General features: G+C 35.4%; 18 protein-coding genes. 6 read left to right on the top strand and 12 right to left on the bottom strand.

The window, feature by feature from the left end; genetic code table 11:
- The first annotated feature begins 298 nt into the window (after positions 1-298).
- The 3 genes from AC25Y1_RS05395 (at position 299) to AC25Y1_RS05385 (ending at position 1,670) form a co-directional block, all read left to right on the top strand.
- Complete coding sequence (locus tag AC25Y1_RS05395) at positions 299-772, top strand: sigma-70 family RNA polymerase sigma factor (RefSeq protein WP_488146926.1); 474 nt, start codon at positions 299-301, stop codon at positions 770-772.
- A gap of 187 nt (positions 773-959) precedes the next feature.
- A complete protein-coding gene (locus AC25Y1_RS05390) occupies positions 960-1,307 on the top strand; it encodes a hypothetical protein (protein WP_488146925.1) in 348 nt (115 codons plus the stop codon).
- Positions 1,308-1,334: 27 nt separating this feature from the next.
- Positions 1,335-1,670: a hypothetical protein gene (locus AC25Y1_RS05385; protein ID WP_488146924.1), complete on the top strand. Its 336-nt coding sequence runs from the start codon at positions 1,335-1,337 to the stop codon at positions 1,668-1,670.
- A 164-nt stretch (positions 1,671-1,834) separates the two neighbouring features.
- Here AC25Y1_RS05385 and AC25Y1_RS05380 read toward each other — a convergent pair whose 3' ends face one another.
- The 3 genes from AC25Y1_RS05380 to AC25Y1_RS05370 all read right to left on the bottom strand — a co-directional run bounded on the left by AC25Y1_RS05380 (position 1,835) and on the right by AC25Y1_RS05370 (position 4,630).
- A complete protein-coding gene (locus AC25Y1_RS05380; RefSeq protein ID WP_488146923.1) occupies positions 1,835-2,002 on the bottom strand; it encodes a hypothetical protein in 168 nt (55 codons plus the stop codon).
- Positions 2,003-2,167: 165 nt separating this feature from the next.
- Positions 2,168-3,100 (bottom strand): 3-hydroxyacyl-CoA dehydrogenase family protein, encoded by a 933-nt coding sequence (locus AC25Y1_RS05375; protein WP_488146922.1) that lies wholly within the window; start codon positions 3,098-3,100, stop codon positions 2,168-2,170.
- 663 nt (positions 3,101-3,763) lie between these two features.
- Positions 3,764-4,630, bottom strand: a complete 867-nt coding sequence (locus AC25Y1_RS05370; RefSeq protein WP_488146921.1) for a hypothetical protein — start codon at positions 4,628-4,630, stop codon at positions 3,764-3,766.
- A gap of 478 nt (positions 4,631-5,108) precedes the next feature.
- On the opposite strand from AC25Y1_RS05370, the gene AC25Y1_RS05365 reads away from it, so the two are divergent.
- A complete protein-coding gene (locus tag AC25Y1_RS05365; RefSeq protein ID WP_488146920.1) occupies positions 5,109-8,051 on the top strand; it encodes an FIMAH domain-containing protein in 2,943 nt (980 codons plus the stop codon).
- A gap of 373 nt (positions 8,052-8,424) precedes the next feature.
- Here AC25Y1_RS05365 and AC25Y1_RS05360 read toward each other — a convergent pair whose 3' ends face one another.
- Complete coding sequence (locus AC25Y1_RS05360; RefSeq protein ID WP_488146919.1) at positions 8,425-9,078, bottom strand: TetR/AcrR family transcriptional regulator; 654 nt, start codon at positions 9,076-9,078, stop codon at positions 8,425-8,427.
- 178 nt (positions 9,079-9,256) lie between these two features.
- Here AC25Y1_RS05360 and AC25Y1_RS05355 point away from each other — a divergent pair, with 178 nt between their 5' ends.
- Together AC25Y1_RS05355 and AC25Y1_RS05350 are read left to right on the top strand one after the other, a co-directional pair.
- Entirely contained in the window at positions 9,257-10,012 is a 756-nt protein-coding gene (locus AC25Y1_RS05355) for an SDR family NAD(P)-dependent oxidoreductase (RefSeq protein ID WP_488146918.1), read from the top strand.
- A gap of 365 nt (positions 10,013-10,377) precedes the next feature.
- Complete coding sequence (locus tag AC25Y1_RS05350) at positions 10,378-11,154, top strand: metal-dependent hydrolase (RefSeq protein WP_488146917.1); 777 nt, start codon at positions 10,378-10,380, stop codon at positions 11,152-11,154.
- A 365-nt stretch (positions 11,155-11,519) separates the two neighbouring features.
- Here AC25Y1_RS05350 and AC25Y1_RS05345 read toward each other — a convergent pair whose 3' ends face one another.
- The 8 genes from AC25Y1_RS05345 to AC25Y1_RS05310 form a co-directional block, all read right to left on the bottom strand.
- Positions 11,520-11,849 (bottom strand): hypothetical protein, encoded by a 330-nt coding sequence (locus AC25Y1_RS05345; RefSeq protein WP_488146916.1) that lies wholly within the window; start codon positions 11,847-11,849, stop codon positions 11,520-11,522.
- Positions 11,836-13,272, bottom strand: a complete 1,437-nt coding sequence (locus tag AC25Y1_RS05340; protein ID WP_488146915.1) for a hypothetical protein — start codon at positions 13,270-13,272, stop codon at positions 11,836-11,838. The genes AC25Y1_RS05345 and AC25Y1_RS05340 overlap by 14 nt, the downstream gene beginning before the upstream one ends.
- A complete protein-coding gene (locus AC25Y1_RS05335) occupies positions 13,250-13,984 on the bottom strand; it encodes an ATP-binding cassette domain-containing protein (protein WP_488146914.1) in 735 nt (244 codons plus the stop codon). The genes AC25Y1_RS05340 and AC25Y1_RS05335 overlap by 23 nt, the downstream gene beginning before the upstream one ends.
- 788 nt (positions 13,985-14,772) lie before the next feature.
- Positions 14,773-15,420: a GGDEF domain-containing protein gene (locus AC25Y1_RS05330; RefSeq protein WP_488146913.1), complete on the bottom strand. Its 648-nt coding sequence runs from the start codon at positions 15,418-15,420 to the stop codon at positions 14,773-14,775.
- A gap of 241 nt (positions 15,421-15,661) precedes the next feature.
- Positions 15,662-15,862 carry a hypothetical protein gene (locus tag AC25Y1_RS05325; protein ID WP_488146912.1) on the bottom strand — a complete coding sequence of 67 codons (201 nt, stop codon included), beginning with the start codon at positions 15,860-15,862 and terminating at the stop codon, positions 15,662-15,664.
- Positions 15,863-16,270: 408 nt separating this feature from the next.
- Positions 16,271-17,044: an SDR family NAD(P)-dependent oxidoreductase gene (locus AC25Y1_RS05320; protein ID WP_488146911.1), complete on the bottom strand. Its 774-nt coding sequence runs from the start codon at positions 17,042-17,044 to the stop codon at positions 16,271-16,273.
- A gap of 772 nt (positions 17,045-17,816) precedes the next feature.
- Positions 17,817-20,345 (bottom strand): DNRLRE domain-containing protein, encoded by a 2,529-nt coding sequence (locus AC25Y1_RS05315; RefSeq protein ID WP_488146910.1) that lies wholly within the window; start codon positions 20,343-20,345, stop codon positions 17,817-17,819.
- A gap of 58 nt (positions 20,346-20,403) precedes the next feature.
- The gene (locus tag AC25Y1_RS05310; protein ID WP_488146909.1) at positions 20,404-22,716 is read right to left on the bottom strand and encodes a DUF4962 domain-containing protein; all 2,313 of its coding nucleotides are present in this window, start codon (positions 22,714-22,716) and stop codon (positions 20,404-20,406) included.
- Positions 22,717-22,827 lie beyond the last annotated feature (111 nt).

Genomic DNA, 22,827 nt, shown 5'->3' with positions numbered 1-22,827 from the left:
TTTCACCGACTTGACAAAAAACAGTTCTCCAGAACCCCTGACAAACTCCTCACCTACAACATTTACAGACCACTCTCTCCCCATAAAAATCATTTTATAATAACAACAAACGTGTTTTAACCAGGCTTTAAAAATACATACAAAACTCAATAATAAACGGGTATTTGTGAATTTTATCGATTCGACTCAGTTCGAGTAATATTCTACGATTGTCTTACCCGGGAATAACTGTATCGTGCACGGTCGAAAGGGCCGTATATTGGAAAACTTTGAAGAGGTACTTACGCAATATGAACCAATGATTTCTGCAGCTTTGAGACAGCTGAATATATACCGTGATCATGACAGTTTTCGGCAGGCTGGTCGCGTTGCTTTGTGGCAGGCTTGGACACGTTATGAGAAAGAGAGAGGTCATTTTGCACCCTTTGCTTCTAGGAGTATTCGAGGGGCTATGCTCGATTTGATAAAGAAGGAGGTTCACTTTGAGGAGAATGTGATGCAAACCGAGGAAGATGTGTTGGAGTTTTTGAATGAGATTGAAAGTCCAGAAACAATCGATGAATGGTCCGATCGGCTTTGTCTTGCATTTAAAGTTTTGAATGATGCTGAACGAGAATTTATCCAGTCGTTTTTCGTTGAAGGGCTTTCGCAATCTGAGTGTGCTGAAAAAGCTGGTGTTTCTGTTGCGGGTATAAAAAAAAGACGACAACGAATGTTGGTGAAATTGAGAGAGGTATTAGAGAGTTCTTCAAAAGAAGTTCCTTCTATATAAAGAACATTAGAAATGAGTTGTCGACTATATTTTTTAGTCGACAATCCATTTCTGTAAAATTATTGTTTATTTTACGAATTCTGAAAAATAGTTATCGACAACTATAGGCAGAATGTTCTATAATCATAGTGGGAGTATAGCCACTAGTTTGTATATTCTACAGAGAGATTGCAAGGGGGAATTGGGATTGTTGGGGAATGATCTTAAGCTGAATTTAGGGGATATCGCAGGAAAGAATATGGAGGCACATAACTTCATAAGCGGTCGGGATGGTCGGGAAGCAATCATTATGATACATGAGATTTCCCTTGGGAGAATTAGTCACGTCGTCAGACTGTACGCCTTAAAAAAAGAAAAGGGAGAACTAGTCATCGACGGTCAAATCGACAGTTTCTCATTCCGTAGTTATGAAGCTGCTGTTGAATTTGCGAATGAACTTCCTGAAATGCCTGCATTTGAATTACTGATGCTTTTTAAACAAAAACAAATTGAAGCTTTTGCTGGGGTTAATGCCAAGCTATCCACTGTACTATAATTTACTAATTTGTAGAGGAGTATGTAAATGTTGAAGGATGAAGTAGAACTGAACTTAGAAGGACTAGAAGACGCCGACAATATGGAAGTACATGAAATCTGTATCAGCGAAAATGGGCAAGGACCAGCTGTGCTAATTATCATTCAAAATACATATCCCGAAGTCATTAGCCATGTCGTTAGATTATATTCTTTGATAAGAAAGCCCACTGAATTTAGCATAGATAACGAAATCGAGGCATTTGGATTCTTGAATCGTGAAAGCGCTATCACATTTGCAAATCGACTACCAACTATGTCTGCATTTGAAATACTGATGATCATGGGCTTAAATACTGACACTAACGGAAACCGGGTCCAGTAGAAACAATCAGTGAAAAGGTACCCGTTCAAAATTGAATAATGACAATTCACGACGTTATAAAAAACAAGAGGATATCGACAATATGTTATACAGTCGATATCCCTTTTAGTTATATGCATTTATATGATATTTTGGGAATCGTGTCTTGTATTGGCACCTTAAACTTACCGCCAGCGTTCATCTTTCCGTGTGCTAGGGTCAAGCAAAACTTGTCTATTTCTACTCTCCATCTTGCCATTAACGCGCGGATCTTGTGAATAGATTTCTTTTAACTCAGACGGACTGGCTTTGGCTTTTACTTTTCGTATTTCATCTTCATAAAATATTGACATGTCCAAACCTCCTTTACCCGTATGTGAGAAAGGACTCATGAAAGCAGCATTTTACAATCTTCTAACACAAACTTCCCTTCTCAATAGCATACGTTGTCCCAAGCGAGGGACAAGGGATAAGCGCACATTTTAGTTGAAGTAATTAAATGTTATCTGAACATCTTCTTATCTACCCATATCCTGTTTTAAATAGCGAATAAGCTCCTTTTCTCTCGCATTATTCACCTCTTCAGAGAACGCTGTATCCCACTTATAATAGCCTTCACCTGATTTATTTCCAAGCTTATTTTCATCTACAAGTTCACTCATGCTAGGCGATGATTCTTGCGTGGTAGATAAATGACTATACAAGTAATTCGATATGTCCTGGTACACATCCAGCCCACCCATATCTGCGGATAAAATTGGACCCGTTACAGGTAATCTACGTCCTATACTGTAAACAACAGCCGCATCAATATCTTCTTTAGACGCGATGCCTTCCTCCAAAATATGTTGCGCCTCTCGAAGAAGGGCGAATTGCAGACGATTCCCGACAAATCCAGGTGCTTCCTTTTTTACTTCAATCGGTTTTTTGTTCATCTCGATCATCAATTCCAATGATCTCTTTACAGTAGCATCATTTGTTTTATTACCACGGACAACCTCAACTAATGGAATAAGATGTGCCGGATGCCAGAAGTGTGTAATCACTGTTCGCTCTGGATGATTCGTCTCGGAAGCAATTTTCGTTGGACTCAGTGCAGAAGTATTACTCGCTAAAATAACATCCATACTGCATAAACTATCTAACTGCTTGAATAGCTGTTTCTTCAATTCAATATTCTCTGGAACAGCTTCAATTATAAAAGTGGCCCCCACTACAAGTTCTTCAATCGATGTCGTCGTTTCAACTCTAGCTTTTATCAACTGCGCTTCCACTTCGTCAATTAACCCATTTTGAATGAGCACTTGTAATTTAACCTGGATGCTTTCCAGTCCCCTATTTACATCTGCAATATCTATCCCTTGCATCTTCACGTCATATCCTGCCCAAGCTGCACTAAGTGCAATAGAATGCCCCATAGTTCCACAGCCAATTACCGCTATCTTCTCCACATTTTCCCCTCCAATAAATTCAATCCTTTTTTCGCATAAGTCTAACAGCTGTTCAGTAAAGCGCTTACAATATGTATTTCAAATTCCTGTTCTTCTGAACTTATATAATACTCAATAAATCTATCGATAATAAGTAACTCTATCCAATAATCGCCATAGCGTCAAGATTCGATTTTCAATTAACTGATTAAATTATCATCCGAGTAAAACAATGGACCGAGAACCCCTAATCAAAGAAGGCTATCTGTACACAGATAACTTCGGCGATGAATAGACATTAGGATTATACTGGAAAAGATCAGAACAGAAGATTCTCGGACAAGATGAGGAACGACTAGCTTGCCTACCGTAAGATTGCGGTGGTATTTACGGTTATGAAGATGTGCTTGCAAAATTAGTTGGACCAGATGACAATGACAAAGCGGAGTTATTCGAATGACTTAGGGAAGATTAATGGTGGCATAGTGCGATTATGACAATTCAAGAATTTGAATAACAAAAGGATATCGAAAAAGTTATACAGTTGATATCCCTTTTTTGTTATATGTAATTGATTATCTGAATAGTGTCTTGCACCTGAAACTTAAGTTTGCACCCTTCTTGAAATAATCTCATAACAGTAAAAGTAAGGCAAGGAATTATCGTTCATTAAACCAACCTCTTCTATTTCTCTTCAAACTTATTTTCAATAAAATGATTACAGTCATTAATAACGTCTTGTAGCTTATTCGCATCCATATTTTCTTTAATTGAGTTTAATGAAGAAATATACTGTGACATATTTTGTTCGACAATATTTTGATACCCTGCATCAATTAATATCTCTTTGGAGAGTTTATCAAAATGCCCATTTGATAGTACTAGACTTATAACATCTATCGCCAAGTCTCTGCGAAGATTAATGATTTTTTGATCACTTAAAATTTCTAACATCCCCATTATTAAATTATCTTTCGAGCGATTCTTTATATCTATTTTAACTACATAAAACATAAGTATAAAGGCGAGAATATATATTGAACATATTACAAGAAAATACATGACATCATGATCAATCTCCTTAACATAGTATGATAGTAAAATCGGGAAAATAATTATTATCCAAGACATCCCAGGTTTAAATAGAGTTAGGAATGATACTTTATTCTTCTCCTTTTTCCAATGAAAATTTAAGTAGTCCTCGATTGTATTTAGTACCCTATCATCTCGGAAATCAAGATTTAAAGTCTGATAAGTTTTATCAATAAATTCAGCGTTTGATTCCTTTTCCAAGTAATGAACATCATTATATTTCCGCTTTAAAATGAACTGAATTACTAGACTTACTATTACACAGCATGCAAGATAAAGTACTATAGCAAGAAAAATAATTTTTTTGAAGAATATACTACTAATAATAAGTGCAACACCCATTGCCCCTGTTAGTATTACAAAGAAAAGTACCACTTTATGTAACTTAACAGTTCTTTTATATCCATTTTTCAAGCTGAAAACCTTTTTATATATTTTTAATAACTCATCTACTTGCATGATTAAATCATCCCCCTTTGTTAACTTTGAGTGCCTATCCATAAGCAACTGAACCTTCCGGTAGATTCTTTAATAAAGTCAAGGTAGCCCCTTCCTTCTATCTACCCAATTCGACAAAAGGAGAAGGAATCCTTCATCGGCATGTATAGGCATCGTAGTAGTAGAATTGATTTATGGATTAGCTATTCATATCCTTTTCCAGTAATACCTTAATAGCTCACTCACTCCTTTAAAATACACATTTAAATGCCAATAAATCAAAAATATGAAAATAGTCTAACTCATTAGATTAAAGACCTCTTAAAGACTTGTCTATATAAAAGCACTCTGATAGCCTTCTATTTAAGATGAAGATAACTCTTATTTCGTCTAAATTATCAATGATTCTGGAGGTGTTTTGACGCATTATATGTAAGCGCTCTCTTATTATCTTGATTCTCCATCGCTCTAAAATACATTAATAATAAGGAGATTTTAAATGAAAAAACAGTATTTAAAAGTTATTTATTCAAGTCTTTTAATTTTATTATTGGTCTTTAGCTCATTTCAATTTAGTAGCTTGGCTGCAACAACTGAGGAAGAGGATGTGGTTGCTAAACTTAAGGATCGCGGTTTCAAAGAAGAAGTAAATTTAGGTATGCCAGCAACTGGGGCTGTCTTAACTTCTGCTGTCTTTGGTGTTGAAAATGGAAGAAGTGTTGGTTATACCACGGCTAACGGCGGAACATTTAGTGCAGTTGATGTCGTGGACAATAAAGTGCTATTCACAGCACAACTGGCAGGGATTTCACAAGTATGGACGCACTCCGTTGCTTCAGATGGAACAGTGTATATTGCGGGGTTAGCGGCAGGGAATGTGGGTACGTTATGGAGTTATTCACCCGAAACTAAATCGGTCACGAATCATGGTGTTGCAGATGCCGCCCATCAGTTTTGGAGTAGTACGACAGATGAAGACGGTAATGTCTATATCGGGACGTACAAAGAAGGCGAAGGAAAAATCTTTAAGTATGACTCGTCTTTGAACAAATTTGTTGATTTTGGAAAAATCGATGACGAAGGTGATAGTAGTTATGTCCGTTCTCTTGCATATTATGATGGGTATATTTATGCGGGGTTAGGTGTCACTGGGAGCGTTTATAAGATTAATGCGAATGATTCAACTGATAAGGAAAATATCACAAAAAATGTACCAGAAATTTTAGAGATGGATCATAAAGATATCGGGTTTGCTTATGATATGGCGGTGGTAGGCGAATTTTTAGCCGTCAGATTTAGTGATGCTACTGCAATTGTATTTTATGACTTAGTTGCGGATAAATGGGTTGAGGACGTCGTCATTGGAAAGAAAAATGATGGCTCAGTTGAGGATTTTGGCAGTTTCGGGTTCACACAATTACCTGTCCATAATAATAAAACATATGTGATTAATGACCGAAAAGTTCTAGAGATTGATGTAGAGACGTTAGAGACACGAGAAACTGGAATTGATAACGCAGCAGGTTGGCGTGGCTTAAGTTTTTCAGATTTCAGTGAAGATGGTAAAGAGGATATCCGCTTGGTAAATTTCCAAAGAAATGGAGAACTCTTGACGATTAACATTGCTGAGAAAACAAAGGAAATTTTACCATTAGCAATTCGTGGGGATCAGCCATTAGATTTGCATAACTTAGGATTAGGACCAGACGGGAATTTATATATGACGACATATCCTGGTGGACCTAGGGGAGCACAATATAATACAAAAACTGGTGAATTCCTATCATATGCGCAAGGACAAGCTGAAGGTATGATTGCTGGGAATGGATCAGATATGTATTTTGGAATTTATGCAGGTGCAGTTATTCAAAAAATGGATACCGATACATTGAAAATGAATACCCTCTTCAATTTAAAAGATGTTTATGAACAGGATCGTCCATACATTATGAAATTTGAAAATGATAAGTTATTAATAGGGACAATTCCTGATTATCAAAAATTAGGTGGTACATTAACAATTTATGATCCTGAAACAGAGGAAAGAGAGACATATAGAAACGTCGTCCAAGATCATAGTATTGTAGGACTAGCAACGAAAGATGGAAAAATTTATGGTTCTACGACAATTCGGGGTGGCTTAGATATTGCACCAACAGCAGACAATGCAAAAATGTTTGTTTGGGATATCGCAGGTAAGAAAAAAATCACAGAATTTGAAGTTAAACTACCAGGACTTGGGAAGTCACCGATGATTAGTGGTTTGACGTTTGATGACGAAGGATTATTATGGGGAGCGGTTGATGGTTTTATATTTGCAATGGACCCCAATACGTATGAAATTGTGAAACATAAAAATATTTACCCGAATATTATTAAACGGGGAATGTGGCGACCAGTTCATATTCATTTTGGTGATGATGGATTATTGTACACAGATATTGGCGGAAAGTTAGCGGTCGTTGATCCTAATTCAGCTGATTTAGATCATGTAAGCTTAATTGATACTGGAGCAGAACTGTCCTTTATGGAATTGGCATACGATGCGGAAGGTAATCAAAACATTTACTTTATTAATGAACCAAATTACTTAAAAATGATTCCTGTAATTGATGGTGGTAAATTACCAGTCGTACCTGAATATGAAACTGTGCATGTACCCATTCTTAATCCAGGATTTGAAGAGGATTTAAATGAAGATGGGTCAATCCCAGGCTGGTCATCCTTATTTGCAAATATAACGGATAACGTGTCATTTGAAGTCTCGGAGGAAAAGAGCAATAGTGATGAGAAAAGCTTAAAAGTCACAGATACTTCCACAACTGAAACAGTATTTGTTCAATCCGACTTACTACCAATCGAAGCAGGTGTTGACTATACAGGTTCTGTTGAAATGTATTTAGAAGATGGAAGTGCAAGCTTCTTCTTACGTTATTTTGATGAAGCTGGAAAACAAGTTGGAAGTGATAAAGATGGTGTGAATATTATTCATATTCGTAGTGGACATGGTAAATGGCAAACTGTCAACGCTACTGTTCAAGCTCCAGAAGGTGCTAAATATGCTAGATTATTTGCAGGAGCGTCTAACTTCTTTACAACAAAAGGTGTATACTACGATGATTTCCAACTGACTTATGAAAAAGAAGTTGTCCCAGTTGAGCCTGAACAATCAGCTGAATTACTATTAGCTGAGTTGTCTGGGCAATTAGAGGCATATATCAATTCAAACGATGTACGTGGACCATTAGTAAATCAGCTTCAAAATAGTTTAAAACAAGCTGAACATCATCTGAATAAAGGATCTGAACAGAAAGCAGCAGACTTTGTAGAAAAGTTCCTTAAGCATATGAATAATAAGCCAATGCAACAACATATAACTGTGGATGCAAAGGAAAACTTGACTCAACAAGCTGAAAATCTAATCAATTACTTGAAGAAGTAAAAAAAATGTGCACGTTTCTATACTTAGAAGCGTGCACATTTTTTATAGGTCACTTTTTAATTGTTTATATACTAGCGTTCTTTTTATTGGCCTAGTCAACCAGACTACCAGAATCAAAACCGCCCACATCGCATTAGTTGAGATGATTAATAATAAACTTTCAGGCATATTTAGCAAAAGGGTAGCAAAGCAATTAATCAAAAGTTTTTCCCATCTACCTCACATCCTTTACCTTCAACCAAACATGGTGCCTAAAACATTTATCAACCCCTCTATAGCATTAACAACCGACTATAATCATCCATATACTTATAAGCTTCTTGTTCTATCCTTCAATCTCTAATTCCATCTATTATTTATTTTATGCGACCAATTATTTCGCTTTTATATACGCCATGAATATCTGTTTGATGATGGTTAATTGGCTTTCGGGAGGTAAATCAGATTCTAATAAAGGGATATTCTCAAATAAAGAAAGTTTCCTTGAGAAAATACCAAAAGCATTCATAATCGAGCTTAGCACTTCCCAAGTTGGGATATCTAAGCGGATGGAACCATCTGTTTTACCTTCTTCAACGATCGCGGCAAATATATTTGATATGTTTTTTTGAGCTTTATTATATTCAGCAATATCCTCAAGGGGCTCATTTAAAAGAGAAGCATAACTTTCGAACGCTTCAATCAGCTGAGCGTTTACTATGTTCTCGGGCTTGTTTTGAGCGATGAAAAAATCAAACAATCTGTCCACCTTTTCAAAACAGCTAACCTCCATATCGGCATATCTTTGGAAAATCGTGATATATCTTTCTAATATATTTACCGCAACTGCCACAATCAGTTTATCCTTTTTAGGAAAATAGCGAAAAACTGTCGCAATGCCTACGCTTCCCTCATCAGCTATTTCCTGCATGGTTGTCTTTTCAAATCCTTGCCTGCTAAAAATATTTTCCGCAGCATCAATTATGTTTGTCTGTCGTTTAAGTCTTTTATTAAATCCAGACTTATTGTCTCCACCTATTATGCTCATGCTACAAACTCCACCTTTATTAAAAAGATTACTAGAGTATAGAGTGATTATCAAGGCATCAACGAAACCCCCCCTATTATTTGAGTTTCACTAACAAACATATTATAATAGTCTGTATAGTGATAGTCTCACTATCACTAATAAATTCTTAAAAAAACAGTTAAAAGGGGAGATTATTTTGGGAAGATTAGATGGTAAAGTTGCAATTATTACAGGTGCGGCTAGTGGCCAAGGAGCAGAAGAAGCAAGATTATTTGCAAATGAAGGTGCCAAAGTTGTGGCGACTGATTTGCAGTTTGATTTATTGGAGAGTGTCGTTGAGGATATCAAATCAAATGGCGGCAAAGCAATTGCTGTTAAACATAATGTTACATCTGCAGATGAATGGAAATCGGTGGTCGATGCTGCAATAAGTGAATTCGGTAAAATCGATATACTCGTAAATAATGCTGGTATTACAGGTCAAATTATGCAAAACGTTGAGAATATAGAAGTATCAACATGGGATCTGATCATGGATATTAATGCAAAAGGACCGTTTTTAGGCATTAAAGCTGTTATTCCGGAAATGAAAAAAGCGGGGGCAGGTAGTATTGTCAACATTTCATCTCTTTCTGGTATTTATGGTCTTGGGAATCCTGCCTATAACACATCTAAAGGCGGCCTCAGACTTTTGACAAAGAATATAGCTTTAGATTATGGAAAATATAATATACGCGCAAATTCTGTCCATCCGGGAACCATTGAAACACCAATGATCAAAGAATTTGTAGGGACCAAAGAAGGTAAAGAAGCAGCACTATCGGGTATCCCTTTGAATATACTTGGTCAACCAACTGATGTTGCTTATGCAGTTCTATACTTAGCCTCCGACGAATCCAAATTTGTAACGGGAAGCGAATTAATAATTGATGGCGGATCAATTTTGCAATAAACATGGAACAGGAAGCACCTTTTAAGAAATCCATAACACTGGAATATCCCCCGAGGGAATTCCAGTGTTTTTTGTTTATCTTGAAAAGAGATTAGAGCCCAAGTCCCCATTCAACGTTTTGCCATCTTTATTAAACTGCTGATTTATCTCTCGAGATATAATGATTTACAGACATTAACACATCATTCATCACCAGAACCGCGAAGTGACAATGAAATCAAGGTAAATGCAAACACCTAAAATTGCACCTAAATATTAGTTTCTATTTCTTAACCTAAACTTAACCTTCGTTTCATACACTTGTTCATGAAACTGAATCACTGCAAATCCTTTTATGAGGGTTAATTTGAAGGAGGGTATTTATAATGAAGATATTACGTTTAGGCCACGCTATGTTTCTATACGAAAGCAACGAGGGAAAAAGATATCTGATTGATCCATTCTTTGACATGAATCCAGGGTTTCCAGAAAGCTTAGACAACGATGAATTTTACAAGTCGATTGATGCTGTTTTTCTTACACATGGACATTTTGACCATACAAGTGGTCTCGACAAATTAGTGGCAGTCAATTCCAAGCTCTTAGTTGTCGCGCAATATGAATTAGCATTTATTTTAATGCAAAAAGGTATGGAGAATGTTTATCCAATTAATCTTGGTGGCGCCATTACTTTAGAGGACGTTATTGCTACAATGGTGCCGGCAAAGCATAGTTCATCTTATGGTGAAACCGAAGGCCCCCCCATGTATGCGGGCGAAGCGGCTGGTTATGTTTTTGAATTTCAAAATTCCTTGACGCTATATCATTCTGGAGATACTGCTGTCACGTTGGATATTAAGCTCATTCAAGATATATATAAACCAACAGTCGCTATTTTGTCCTCATCTGGTCATTTCACCATGGGACCAAAAGAAGCAGCCTACACTGTTAAAAATCTATTGGAAGTGAAATATGTTATCCCAAGTCATACTTTTCCTACCAAAGAAACTGCCGCCTCCCAGAAAAACTATGATCTCTTATTAGCAGGATTTCCGATTGTTACTGAAATGATGGATAGAGACCAGGAATTGGCCGAGCTATTAGAAGACTATGATAAAACAGAAGTTATCGTTTTAGGATTCGGAGAAGAACATGAATTTTGATGTAACTGTAATTAATCAGGACACTATCAATTCTTGAATTCGAGATGCGTTTATGACAATTTAAATTTCTAAATAAATATACAAACGGAAGTCAACCAAACTTTGATCTGGTTGACTTCCTATTTCTGTTTATGCAATTTTTAAAAGGTACCTATAATGTGCGTCATTGGATAATCAAAAGGTACCTGTGTTAGGAGCAACTATGACTATTCATGTTTTTCGGATAATAAAACAAGAGGATAACGACAAAGCGTTATATAGTCGGTATCCCCATTTATTTTCATACAGTTGTATTGAATATACAGAATAGTTTCTAGCACAGGTACCTGAAATTAAATATTTATTTTTTTATCTACCATAATATTTTACTGTACATTTTCTACTTTATTTTTTCTATCTATTACTTTATTTTTTCTATCTATATAGATCTTAGTTAAAATTAAATAGAAAAACCAAAAAAAGATAATCGTTAAAATAATAGGTGTTAAATTTTCGGTATTCACCCCTAGACTTGTATATAAATCCCAGCCCTCGGTATTTTCCTCGACATTTACAAATAACGAATTGAAAAATGATGTTGTATAACCAACTTCATCATAAGTGAACATCAGCTTGATCAAACTAAATACTACGATTATTAACGTACTTATCACAGCTGACACTAGAGTTCCAATGATAATATTAACTATCTTCATGTAAAAACTCCTCCTTTAGTTTTTTTAATCCCAAACAACTTATGTGTATAACGAAAATATATAAAATCATCATTAATATGCTATTGTACAGTTTTGATAAATTTAAGAATTGTATTATTAATGATATAAATCCTGAAATTATTACGACTATTAAAAATCCAATAAAAGGTGAGAATGGATTGTCCTTTTTTGCCGGGAATAGAATTCCAATCAAAGTTGAAAGTATAATTATTAAAAGTAATTGACCAAAAATAATTAGAGTATCATAAAGATTAACGTTACCTTTATTTATAATAAGCCCTAATATCAATATTGGTAATGAAGTTATTAAAATGTATAGATACTGACTGATAATTAGATTAATATAATCTTTAATTGCACTATAGTTAAATCTATAGTAATTTATTCTAATTGAATCAGTTTGACTATAAATATACAGTCCTGATGTAGTAACTAAAAACATGGCATATAACGGATTCAATATATCTAGAGAAAGCAAAGAAATCGATAAAAAATATGCAATTATAAGAGTTGTTATGTTTTCCACTCTTCTCGATATTTGTATAATATACAAATTAAACATGGTTAGTCTAAGTTTAGTAGGCTTTTTAATTTTAAAATATAGATTATCTTCTGATCCGAAATTATTAGGAATATAAAGAATGATCATTAATAGCACAAAAATGATTATTACAAAAATTAAGGATGTAACAATAAATCCATAATTACTATACAATTCTATATAAAATTGGGACCAATGATTAAATTCACCAGTTTTATAATTTATATTTTTTATAGAATGCATTATATCTAGATATAATATTGCCAACATAACAATAAAACTTAGAATTGAAACGAGTGCACTTACTTTTTCGAATTTAATTAAATTTAGTACGTATATGATTATGGAATTAATCAGTTGTAATAATAAATATCCTGTTAAACTCGTAAAAAAAATTGTGCAAATTAGTAAAGGAATATAGTGAAAGTTAGTGCGTAATACTACTGCAATAATAACGGCGATACTAATTACAAAAATAATAGTTAAAGACATAAGCAATTCAAAAATAATAAATGAACTATTTCTTTCATTATGTGTAATTGGCAACTGATTTGTTATTTTTAAGAAATCCCCTTTTTTCAAGAAAATAATTCTAGTAAAAACGAATATAATCATCGTCCAAACGATAATATTTACACCTTGCATTTTAATAATAAAATATATAAAGTCAATTTGTTCGAAAACATCGGTGTCATCTAAAAAATTATATAGAAAAACTGTGGTTACCGTAATAGTTACTACTGTAGCAATAAAGATGAAAGCTTTAAATATTTTCTCTTTTATTATACCCACACTTAGAATTCTTCTTAAAATAAATAGGAAATATAGCTTTTGTAAATTAAAAATATTTTTCAATTTCATTTTTCATGCCCTCATAATCTATAAGTTCTTTAAAAACATTTGTTAAATTAGAACCAGTCTTGAGAATGTTTTCAATAAGATCATCTATATATATTACACCATTATTTATGAGTAACACCCTATATCCTATCTCTTCAACTAATTCTAAATCATGGGTACACATTATTATGGAACCACCACGTCGTTTGTATTGTACAAATAATAGTTTGGTTGCTTCTTTTGCTTCCACATCTATACCATTCAATGTTTCATCTATAATAATAATTTTATTGTTAATCATAAATGCACTAACTAATTGAATCTTTTTCCTCATTCCATGAGAGTAACTTTCTATCAATTGATCTAATTTAGAATCTAAAGAATAATACTCTACTAACCGAGATAACTTTTCTTTATCCAATGGTGTATCATAAAAATCACATATCATTTCTATATATTCTTTACCTGTTAAAAAATCCGGTAAAAAATCCTCACTAGATAAATATATAATTTCTTTTTTAAACGATGGGTTATCATGGGAAGTTTTATTAATGGAAATAGCCCCTTCTTGAATTTTAAGTAAATTTACTATTAACTTAATAAGCGTTGTTTTTCCACTTCCATTAGGGCCAGCAATTGTTAATAGTTCTCCTTTATTTAAATTAAAACTTACGTTGTTTAGAACAGTATTTTTTTTGTCGTAAGAGTAAGCAACATTCTGAATATTAAACATATTATTCCTCCTATAAGATTAATAATAAATAGTAATTTGTACGAATGGATTTTGATAAAGTCCATATTGACTGCCTTTTTGTTACAATGTTCTTAACGACAAAAACTTTTCCTGGAGGCAAATCAATAAGGCCCAGATCCATTTCACATTGAAAACAAAAGAAATACAAAATCTAATTGAAAAGTGTGTTCAAGATGATCTTTCTAAGTGAAAGGTACCTGTGCAAGGTGAAATTATGACAACTCATGACTTCGGATGAAAATACAAAAGAAAATCAAAAAAGCGTTATAAAACCAACATTTCCTTTCTTGTTTCATGCAATTGTAGTGAATGTGCAGAATAGTCTCTAGCACAGGTACCTGACACTATCACTTGACATCTCACCAATATACTATTGGATAATTCTAACACAGTCAATGAATATTCTGCATATTTTGAAAATTGATGTGTCTGGACCAAGCCTTTACACCCGGCATCTAAACTCCCTGCAATACTTTTATCCTAGCAAGTAGCATTTCCATAGAATAATTACATTATAAATAGCCACATTATCATCCAATGCGGCTATTTCTTCTATAATTATTTTATTTTCCGCTAAACACTGCAAAAACATGATTAACGGCTCTAAATATGTTACGCATTGCTCAGCAAGGTTTTCTCTTTGATGTGCAGTGAACAAGAGATTAACCTTTCATCCCCAAGCTATTCTAGCATTGGATGTGTATAAGAATCTTTAAACGTCATCTTCAAAGAATCAATTGCTGCAGTATTACCTGTTAATTGACGGTTCATCTCTTCAGGTTATGATGTAAATTTCCCTTTCTCCCATACATATCACAATCAGCTTGTCGTATAAGTTGTTGAAAATCTTCTCCGTCATCCGGGTAAAGCGCGAAGCCTACGGATAAGCCAATCGGGGGTAAATCACTGGATAGATTGTTTTTAATGTCCTCTTCGAACGCTTCGATCGTTGTCATGTTAACATCCTCTGACATACTAGGGACAAGAATAATAAATTCGTCCCCTCCCCATCGTATGACTATGTCCTTTTTTGCGACAACTTTTTTTAAACCCGTCGCGAAATTTAGTAATACTTCGTCACCTATTAAATGACCATATGTATCATTGATGTTCTTGAAATCATCAAGATCGATCATTAGAACACCCAACTTTTCATCATCTTTTGACGAAAGTTTTTCAAAATATTGTTCCGCTTGCCGGCGATTGTAAGTATCTGTTAAAGGATCTTTCTTCGAAAAGTATTCCGCTCGATCATAATACTTTCCACACCACCAGGCAATCCATAAAAATATTGCTGTTAAAACAAAGAAATTCATCTTAAAAGGTAAACCGATATAAACATTATAATAAAAAAAACGAAGTACATTAAAAAGCCCAACAATAATGACGGCGAAGATTCTACCCTTAAACTGCAAAAAAATCCCTCTTTTTCTATCATTCTACATTTTATACTAGGTCTATTATATCATGAGGTTTGACCTTGTCATTAACAATTAACTCCCAATTCACATACCCATTTCAGATAAAAAACAAGGGGATACCGACAATGTGTTTAGTCGGTATCCCCTTGTTTTATGCAATTGTAGTGAATATGCCCAGTAGTCTCCCACACAGACACCTGAAATCAACTATAGGTCCTGAGTTAAACTATCTGCATCATAAACCTGCGCCTAAGACTGTTCCGAATAATCCACATGTGATTGCTGAAATCATAATGATGGTTCCGTGCGTTTTCTCAACTTTACTATGCAAGTATCCAAATATAACGCCACCACCACCAAATAAGATTGGGAAAAACAAAATTGCTATAGCAGTGAAAACCCATCCTAAGATAGCATATACAGATCCATTGTTCATTACATTTCCATTAGTAGATACTGAATCAGTTTTTAATGAATTGGAAGAAGAGACTAGCGAATTCCCACATGTAGAACAAAAATTGGTGTTTTCAGCACATTCCTTGCCACACTCACTACAAAAAAGCACACTATCCATCCCCCATCTTAAACTTTAAAGTAGCTTCCTAACATATCCTATGTCACATTTCAGATATTATAACAGACAGATATTGAAACTACTCTATCAAGTTAATCCTAGTATTTAAATGGTACTTGTTCCCGGCGTGGTAGTGAAAAGTATCTGTTAGGTGCATTTATGACAACTCATGACTTCAGATAAAAAAACAAAGGGATACCGACAACGTGTTGTATAGTCGGTATCCCCTTGTTTCATGCAATTGTTGTTGAATAATTTTTCTTAATTAAATTAAACCGAAGTAGCGCCTTGTCCACCGTCGATGCGGTGGTAAGATCCTGATATGAATGACGCTTTATCAGATGCTAAGAAAGTGATTAAATCTGCAATTTCTGATGCTTCTGCATAGCGATTCATTGGGACTGTTGCTGCAAATGCTGATTTGGCTTCTTCTTCTTGACCAGGCATTGCATTCTTTTCGATAGAACGCATCATTTGCGTGTCCACACCAGATGGGCAAACTGCAACTGAACGAATGCCGTGTTCTGCACCTTCAAGTGCTGCTGTTTTATTCAAGGCAATTACTGCATGCTTGGAAGCTACATATGAACTCATTCCAGGTGCACCAAGCAACCCGCCATTAGAAGCTAGGTTGACAATTGAACCTTGTTTTTGTTCAATCATAACTTTCATGACATGTTTTAGACCCAGGAATACCCCGATAACGTTAACATTTAATACGTTTTTATAGTTTTCAACGGTTTGATCGACAATATTTGCAAATTCACCGTTAATACCAGCATTATTTACAAATGAATCAATTCTTCCGTACTTTTCAACTGTGTCATCAACAAACTTTTTCACTTCATCTTCGTTTGTTACGTTTGCCGTCAGCAATAAAGCATCGTTTAATCCTGCATCTTTTGCTGCTTTTTCTAAAGCTTCTTTATTTAGGTCGACTAATGCTAGTTTTGCACCTTGTTCTGCAAAAGCTTTAGCTGTAGCCATACCAATTCCACCCGCAGCTCCCGTAATTAATACTACTTTATTCGAAAAGTTTTCCATATGAATCTCTCCTGTTGTTAGTATTTGTCATACGTGAATATATACTCATTATAGACCTAAGAACAATAGTTTTCTAACGAATCGGCTTGCCCTACTTTAGATACCGTTATCATTTCGATCACTATGCAAGGTGCATTTATATTTGATATGCAGAATAGTCTATCCCAGACAACTGAATAAATACATTTACAGTTCTCGTGACTTGTACCTGTAATCAAGCACCCCTTACTTATGCGTAGTGGAATCAAACTTCAAGTTCACCTATCAGTCAAATATACTGTGGGAATATGATTTTCATTCAAGTTCCCAATATACGGGCTCATTTTCACGTTGCGGAAAAACACCATTATATTGTTTTGTGGTTGTTGAGTTTCAAAAATTACCAATATGAAGCTATGGTTTCGTTCGGCCAAAAATCTATTTTCTTAGCGCTTATTGGAAAGTACCTGTGTCAGGCGCAACTATGAACATTCATGTTTTTTGGATAAAAAAACAAAGGGATATCGACAAAGCATTATATAATCGATATCCAACTTTTATTTTTATACAATTTCAGTGAATACACGGAATAGTTTCCAACACAGGTACCTGAAATTAAATATTCACACTTTTCGGATAAAAAACAAAGGAATATCGACAAAGTGTTATATAGTCGGTATCCCCTTTCTATTTTTATGCAATTACATTGAATACACAGAATAGTTTCTAACACAGGCACCTGTAATTAGCGTACAAAAAACCACCAACCTTGTAGGTTAGCGGTTTTTTCAACTTAGTCCTCTACTGCGCCAATAACCAGTTTTGGCCAACTTGCAGTATTCTGTTCATCTCGAGAATATAAATTAACATTCCCATTTTGTCCTTCGATATCTACTACCATTAAACTAACACTCTGATTACTTCCTTCTTCTATAAAGGAACTAACATCGATACTATATTTACTATTTTCAGCTTGGTCTACAGTTATGGTTCCTAGATAAAATGCAGTCTCATTTAGTCCAGTTACCTCTACGGTATCTAAAGCAACATTTGGTGCATTACGCCAAGTTAATGTTTCTTCAATCCAGTCATTGTTAGTAATTCCATAGATTGCAAGTGATACAGACGTCGTGTTGCTCCCTATTTTTCCGGTTAACTGGAATGTTGCTTGGTCGATATCCTCGTAATCAGCAATATCGAATTGATAGTAGGCGATTCTACCTTTTGACTTGTCTGCATTGCTTTTAATATTAAAATACTTATAGTAGTTTCGATCTGCTGCTCCTGCATCAATTAGCTCTTGATTAATTACTCCATAATTGCTGTCAGGTCGTTCAATATCAATTAATGCGTCACCCGCTGGATTGAGGGTATAAATTGTATAATCAACCTCATCGTCATCGTTCTCTTCCTTAGAAATAAGGTCGACAAAGTCTTCTTGCTGATTGTTATTAACCAAATTATTTTGGACGATTAACCCTTTTCCTGCTTCTAACTTCATCCCATTTGTATTATTAACAATCTTATTATTTTCAATAACGATGTCTTGAGGAATTCCGGCACCTTTATTGCCATTCCTTGTATCACCGAAATCCTCAGCAACAACAATTCCCCAAAATCCAGGTGCCTTATTATTGATAATCTTGTTTTCTTTTACAATCGTGCGCGGGGCATTCTTTAAATAAATCCCTTTAGCATTTTCAGGTCCTCTTGTGTTGACAATTGTATTACTCTCAATAATGGTATCTGGGGATCCCATAATAACAGTGATTCCATCGCGTGTATCCGTCAATGTGTTATGGTGAATATAATTCCCCGGTCCCGATGAAGAATGAGAGTTCGGCGGAGTTCCACCAGTATTTCCAACACCAATACCACCACGTATGACGCCATCAATTTTGTTATTGCTAATTTCATTTAAGTATTCCCCTTGACCATGTAAATCAATTGCATCATGGATAATATCCGTATATTGATTACCATCAATTAAATTATTATGGGCAAAGTACTGAATTAATGTGCCATGCCTAATATACGGACCAACAAATTGACTATTTCGAACGATATTAAAATAGGTATCATTTGGATGTCCAAGTCTGTCAATACCAGGCATGCCCTGGATAGATACTCCATATCCAGCGCCACCACCACCAACATCTGTGGCATTTCTAAATGTCGTATTCTCGATGATATTTCTGTTGCTTTTCTCAATTCGTATACCCATTCGTTTGAACTTTTCAACTGTTACATGATTTATCGTAATATGATAAGACGGCTGTCCAATGGAATCCGCAATAAATATACCATAGCCAGGTCCACCATGTTCAGGATTATTTTCTCCTGGGTCTTCTGAATAGGAGCCATCAAATGTTGAAGTGATCGTCATGTTTGAAATGACAACATCATGTTTTCCATAGGAAGCAATCACCCTACTACTTGGAACTTCTTTTGAGTCAAAGTAGGATACGAGCACTACATCCTTTTCACTGTTACCACGAAGATTGACACCATTTTTCAGATAGAAATGTGCTGTGACATCCGCTGGCATCGTACTTATTAAATTATAAGTACCATCCGGAAAATAAACCTCATCACCAAATTCTGCTTCCTCGATTGCGGCAATAATTGCTGGAGTATCATCCTGTTCATTATTACGAACATCCGCACCGAAATCGGTAACATCTAGCGTCCTACCTGTAACTTCGTTTGGTTTATGTGGAACATATTTTTTCCCATCCGGATAATAAAGCCCCGGGACAGTGAAAGGATCAGCATCAGGCTTTGGTCCAGGGGGGACTATTTCTATTTCTTCAACAATTGGACCGCCTGAAAATGGTGCATAGACATGAACTTCTGTTATACTATTCCAATCATTACTTGAATTTCCGTAGCCAACTATCCGTACATAACGAGCATTCTGATTTTCAAAATCATATGCTTCTAAATTTAGAGAGCTGCCACTGCTTTCCTGTTGGTCAATAACTTTATTCCATGTCACGCCATCGACAGACAACTCTATATCAACTGTCGTTTTCCGAATATCGCCACTATGAAAAGCTATTCCTAGATACCCTACTTCCTGAATAGTGCCTAAATCATACAGAATCCATTCGCCAACACCCTGTGCAGACCATCTAGTTGATAAGTTATTATCAATTGTATTTTCTGGTAGATTACCATCATGTGAACTTGCTTCCACATTGATAATTGGGTAGTTAAATGGCGTTTCCTCTGCATGAATAAAATCATTTAGAAATGGTAAGGCACTACTTAAGACAATTAACATACTAAGGGCAATGGAAAACATGGTTTTATTTTTCATATTCCACCTCTATTTTTATTTGCATTGAGTGTCGTTAGATAATTAAAAACGCTAGTATTTAAAATACTTTCTCCTTCTCAATTCGGAATGTTTTACCATCCTCTGTAAAGTAAAACTGCCTGGAATACCCTTGATCATCCATAGAATAGGAGACATATTTTGGCTCTTGTTTCTTCATTGGATGTAATAGAGTTACAATTTGATGATGCTTTGCTGCTTGTGTTTTTGCTTGTAAACGCCAGTGAACAGAATCCCCTTCTAATTCAGCTAGATCTACTCCTGGAAAATCGTTATATTGGGTCAGGTTTAGCTCACCACTTGACGAGAAAATGAAGCGTCCATCTAATGAGGCATTTTCTCCATTAATTACGAACGATTGCTGCTTAAGGTCCATTTCGTTTAAGCTATGAATAAGCCAGTCAACTTCAGCTTCTTGCTCTAGACTAATAGAATCAATGACAACGAAATAGGATTGATCAACAAAGTAAGTTTCCCGTATATAACTAGTTAAGTACGGAACATAATGCTGATACGCTTGAGTTGCATCGGAACAAACATATGCATGGCTATCATGTTCTTCTACCTTTTTAATGTCGCCATTTGCCGCAATCGCATGAAATTTATCTTTTTCTGCATATTGACCCTTTCCATCGATTAAAATTGCATTTTTAGATATTGTTTGTCTGCGCCAGTTATTATGCATCGTACTATTGAACGCAATATAATAGCCGCTATGGATTGCAAGTGGATCACCAAATGCATGAAGTACGAAGGCATTTTGATCGCCATGACTATGACTGATTGAGCCATAACGACTACTCTTCGTTAAATACATGATGTGGTCATCCGGATTATCCAAGTTTGCATGCATAGCTACCCATCCAACATCTTTAAACCATTTAACAGTCGGGATATCTTTTGGTTCTATTGCTTCAACGGTAGGATAGTCATGAACATACATCATGTCATCAAAATAAAAATCCCACCATCCCTTGTTGTAAAATTTATCATATGGGTTTGTATCGTATTCCTTTATTTGTTCATAGTACCACTGGTAATAGCCATTTCCCGTAACACCCGCAAATTGGCGAATATTATAGCCAACCTTGAGGCCTGGTAACTCTCCTAAATTTGCATGGTCGCCAAAGCTTGCTCTGCTTGTATTAGGCGGATAAACGTATAAAGGGAAATCCCCAGTCCTATGGAAAAATGGACGTTCATATAAATTGTAGCCATTAAATTTACGAACTAAGTTAATTGCATCAATAATATAGGACATTCCTGTTAACCAATAATGTGGTCCCTCTGCCCATCCACCATCTGCACCACCCCAAGGAGTGTATAGGCCGCTATAGTATTCCAATGTATAATCAAGCCATTCTTTTGCTTCTGGGGCATCCTCAAATAATGCAATACTACATGGAATGAGTACAGATGATAAAGAGCGGACAGCATGACTATCATAAGGAACCTGATGGATTTTTGAATGTTCCATGACATGTACAGCAACTTGCTTGGTACGAATGAAAAGTTGTTCTTTCACAAGCACTTTTTCCTCGTCAGTTAAATAGGAATAGAGCCAGTCATAACCCCATGCAAGTGCTCCTGCAACACGAAATGCAGCCTCATCGTTATAGTCTCGTGAAGTTGGACCATTAGGATCCCATGTACTTACATGGAGAAGCCATTCTTTTGCTTTCTCAATAATTTCCTCATCATTCAAAATTACACCAGCAACACTGAGATGACGAATTGCATAAAGTACTTCCTGGCAATCCATATACATCTGTCTCCATAACTTAGCAACTCGAACATGACCTGGGTAGGGTGAAGGTTCTTCCATTAAGGGAAGGGATAAATACTTTTCTACCGAATTTTTATAAAAGGCATCCCAATGACAGTATGAGGGATCATTTTTTAGTTGATCACGAAATGTAGGTAATTCCTTTTCTGTTAACCATAGACGTGGTCTTGCTAAGCTAACATTTTCATAGCGTGTTTTTCGACCCGTTAAAGGTGTTTCCGGTAAGCCCTCTGAAAGAGTAAATGGACGAATTTCACTCCAGTTGCTGATGATTGTGTCATGATCTTGACTATCAAGCAGCGCGTAACGCCAGTAATATTTTCCCGGATCTAACACTTTGTCAGGTGTAAATAAGTTGTTGTAAACAGGTTTATAGGATAATGTGTTTTCAAGTTTAAATTCAGGGTGTGTTGAAATTTCTACTATATAAACATCATCTTCTAGTTTTGCTGGCATCCAAGTGAATCGTGGTGGATTTTCAATAATAGCAGTTGTTTCATCTGGTTGATAAGGTACATTCAGAACGCCATTCTTCGGTTGATATAACTTAATTAATGTTTTATTCATTGTATAAAAGTTCCTCCTTTAAATACTTCTACTTAATATTCATGATTTTAAAATATCATCCCCACCTATAAGATGTGTATAATCTCTAAGTGGGGATAAGTGATTATTAAC

Source organism: Sporosarcina sp. Y1009, assembly GCF_057669865.1.
Note: the sequence above shows the minus strand (reverse complement) of the source record. Positions and strands in the feature narration are given on the sequence as shown.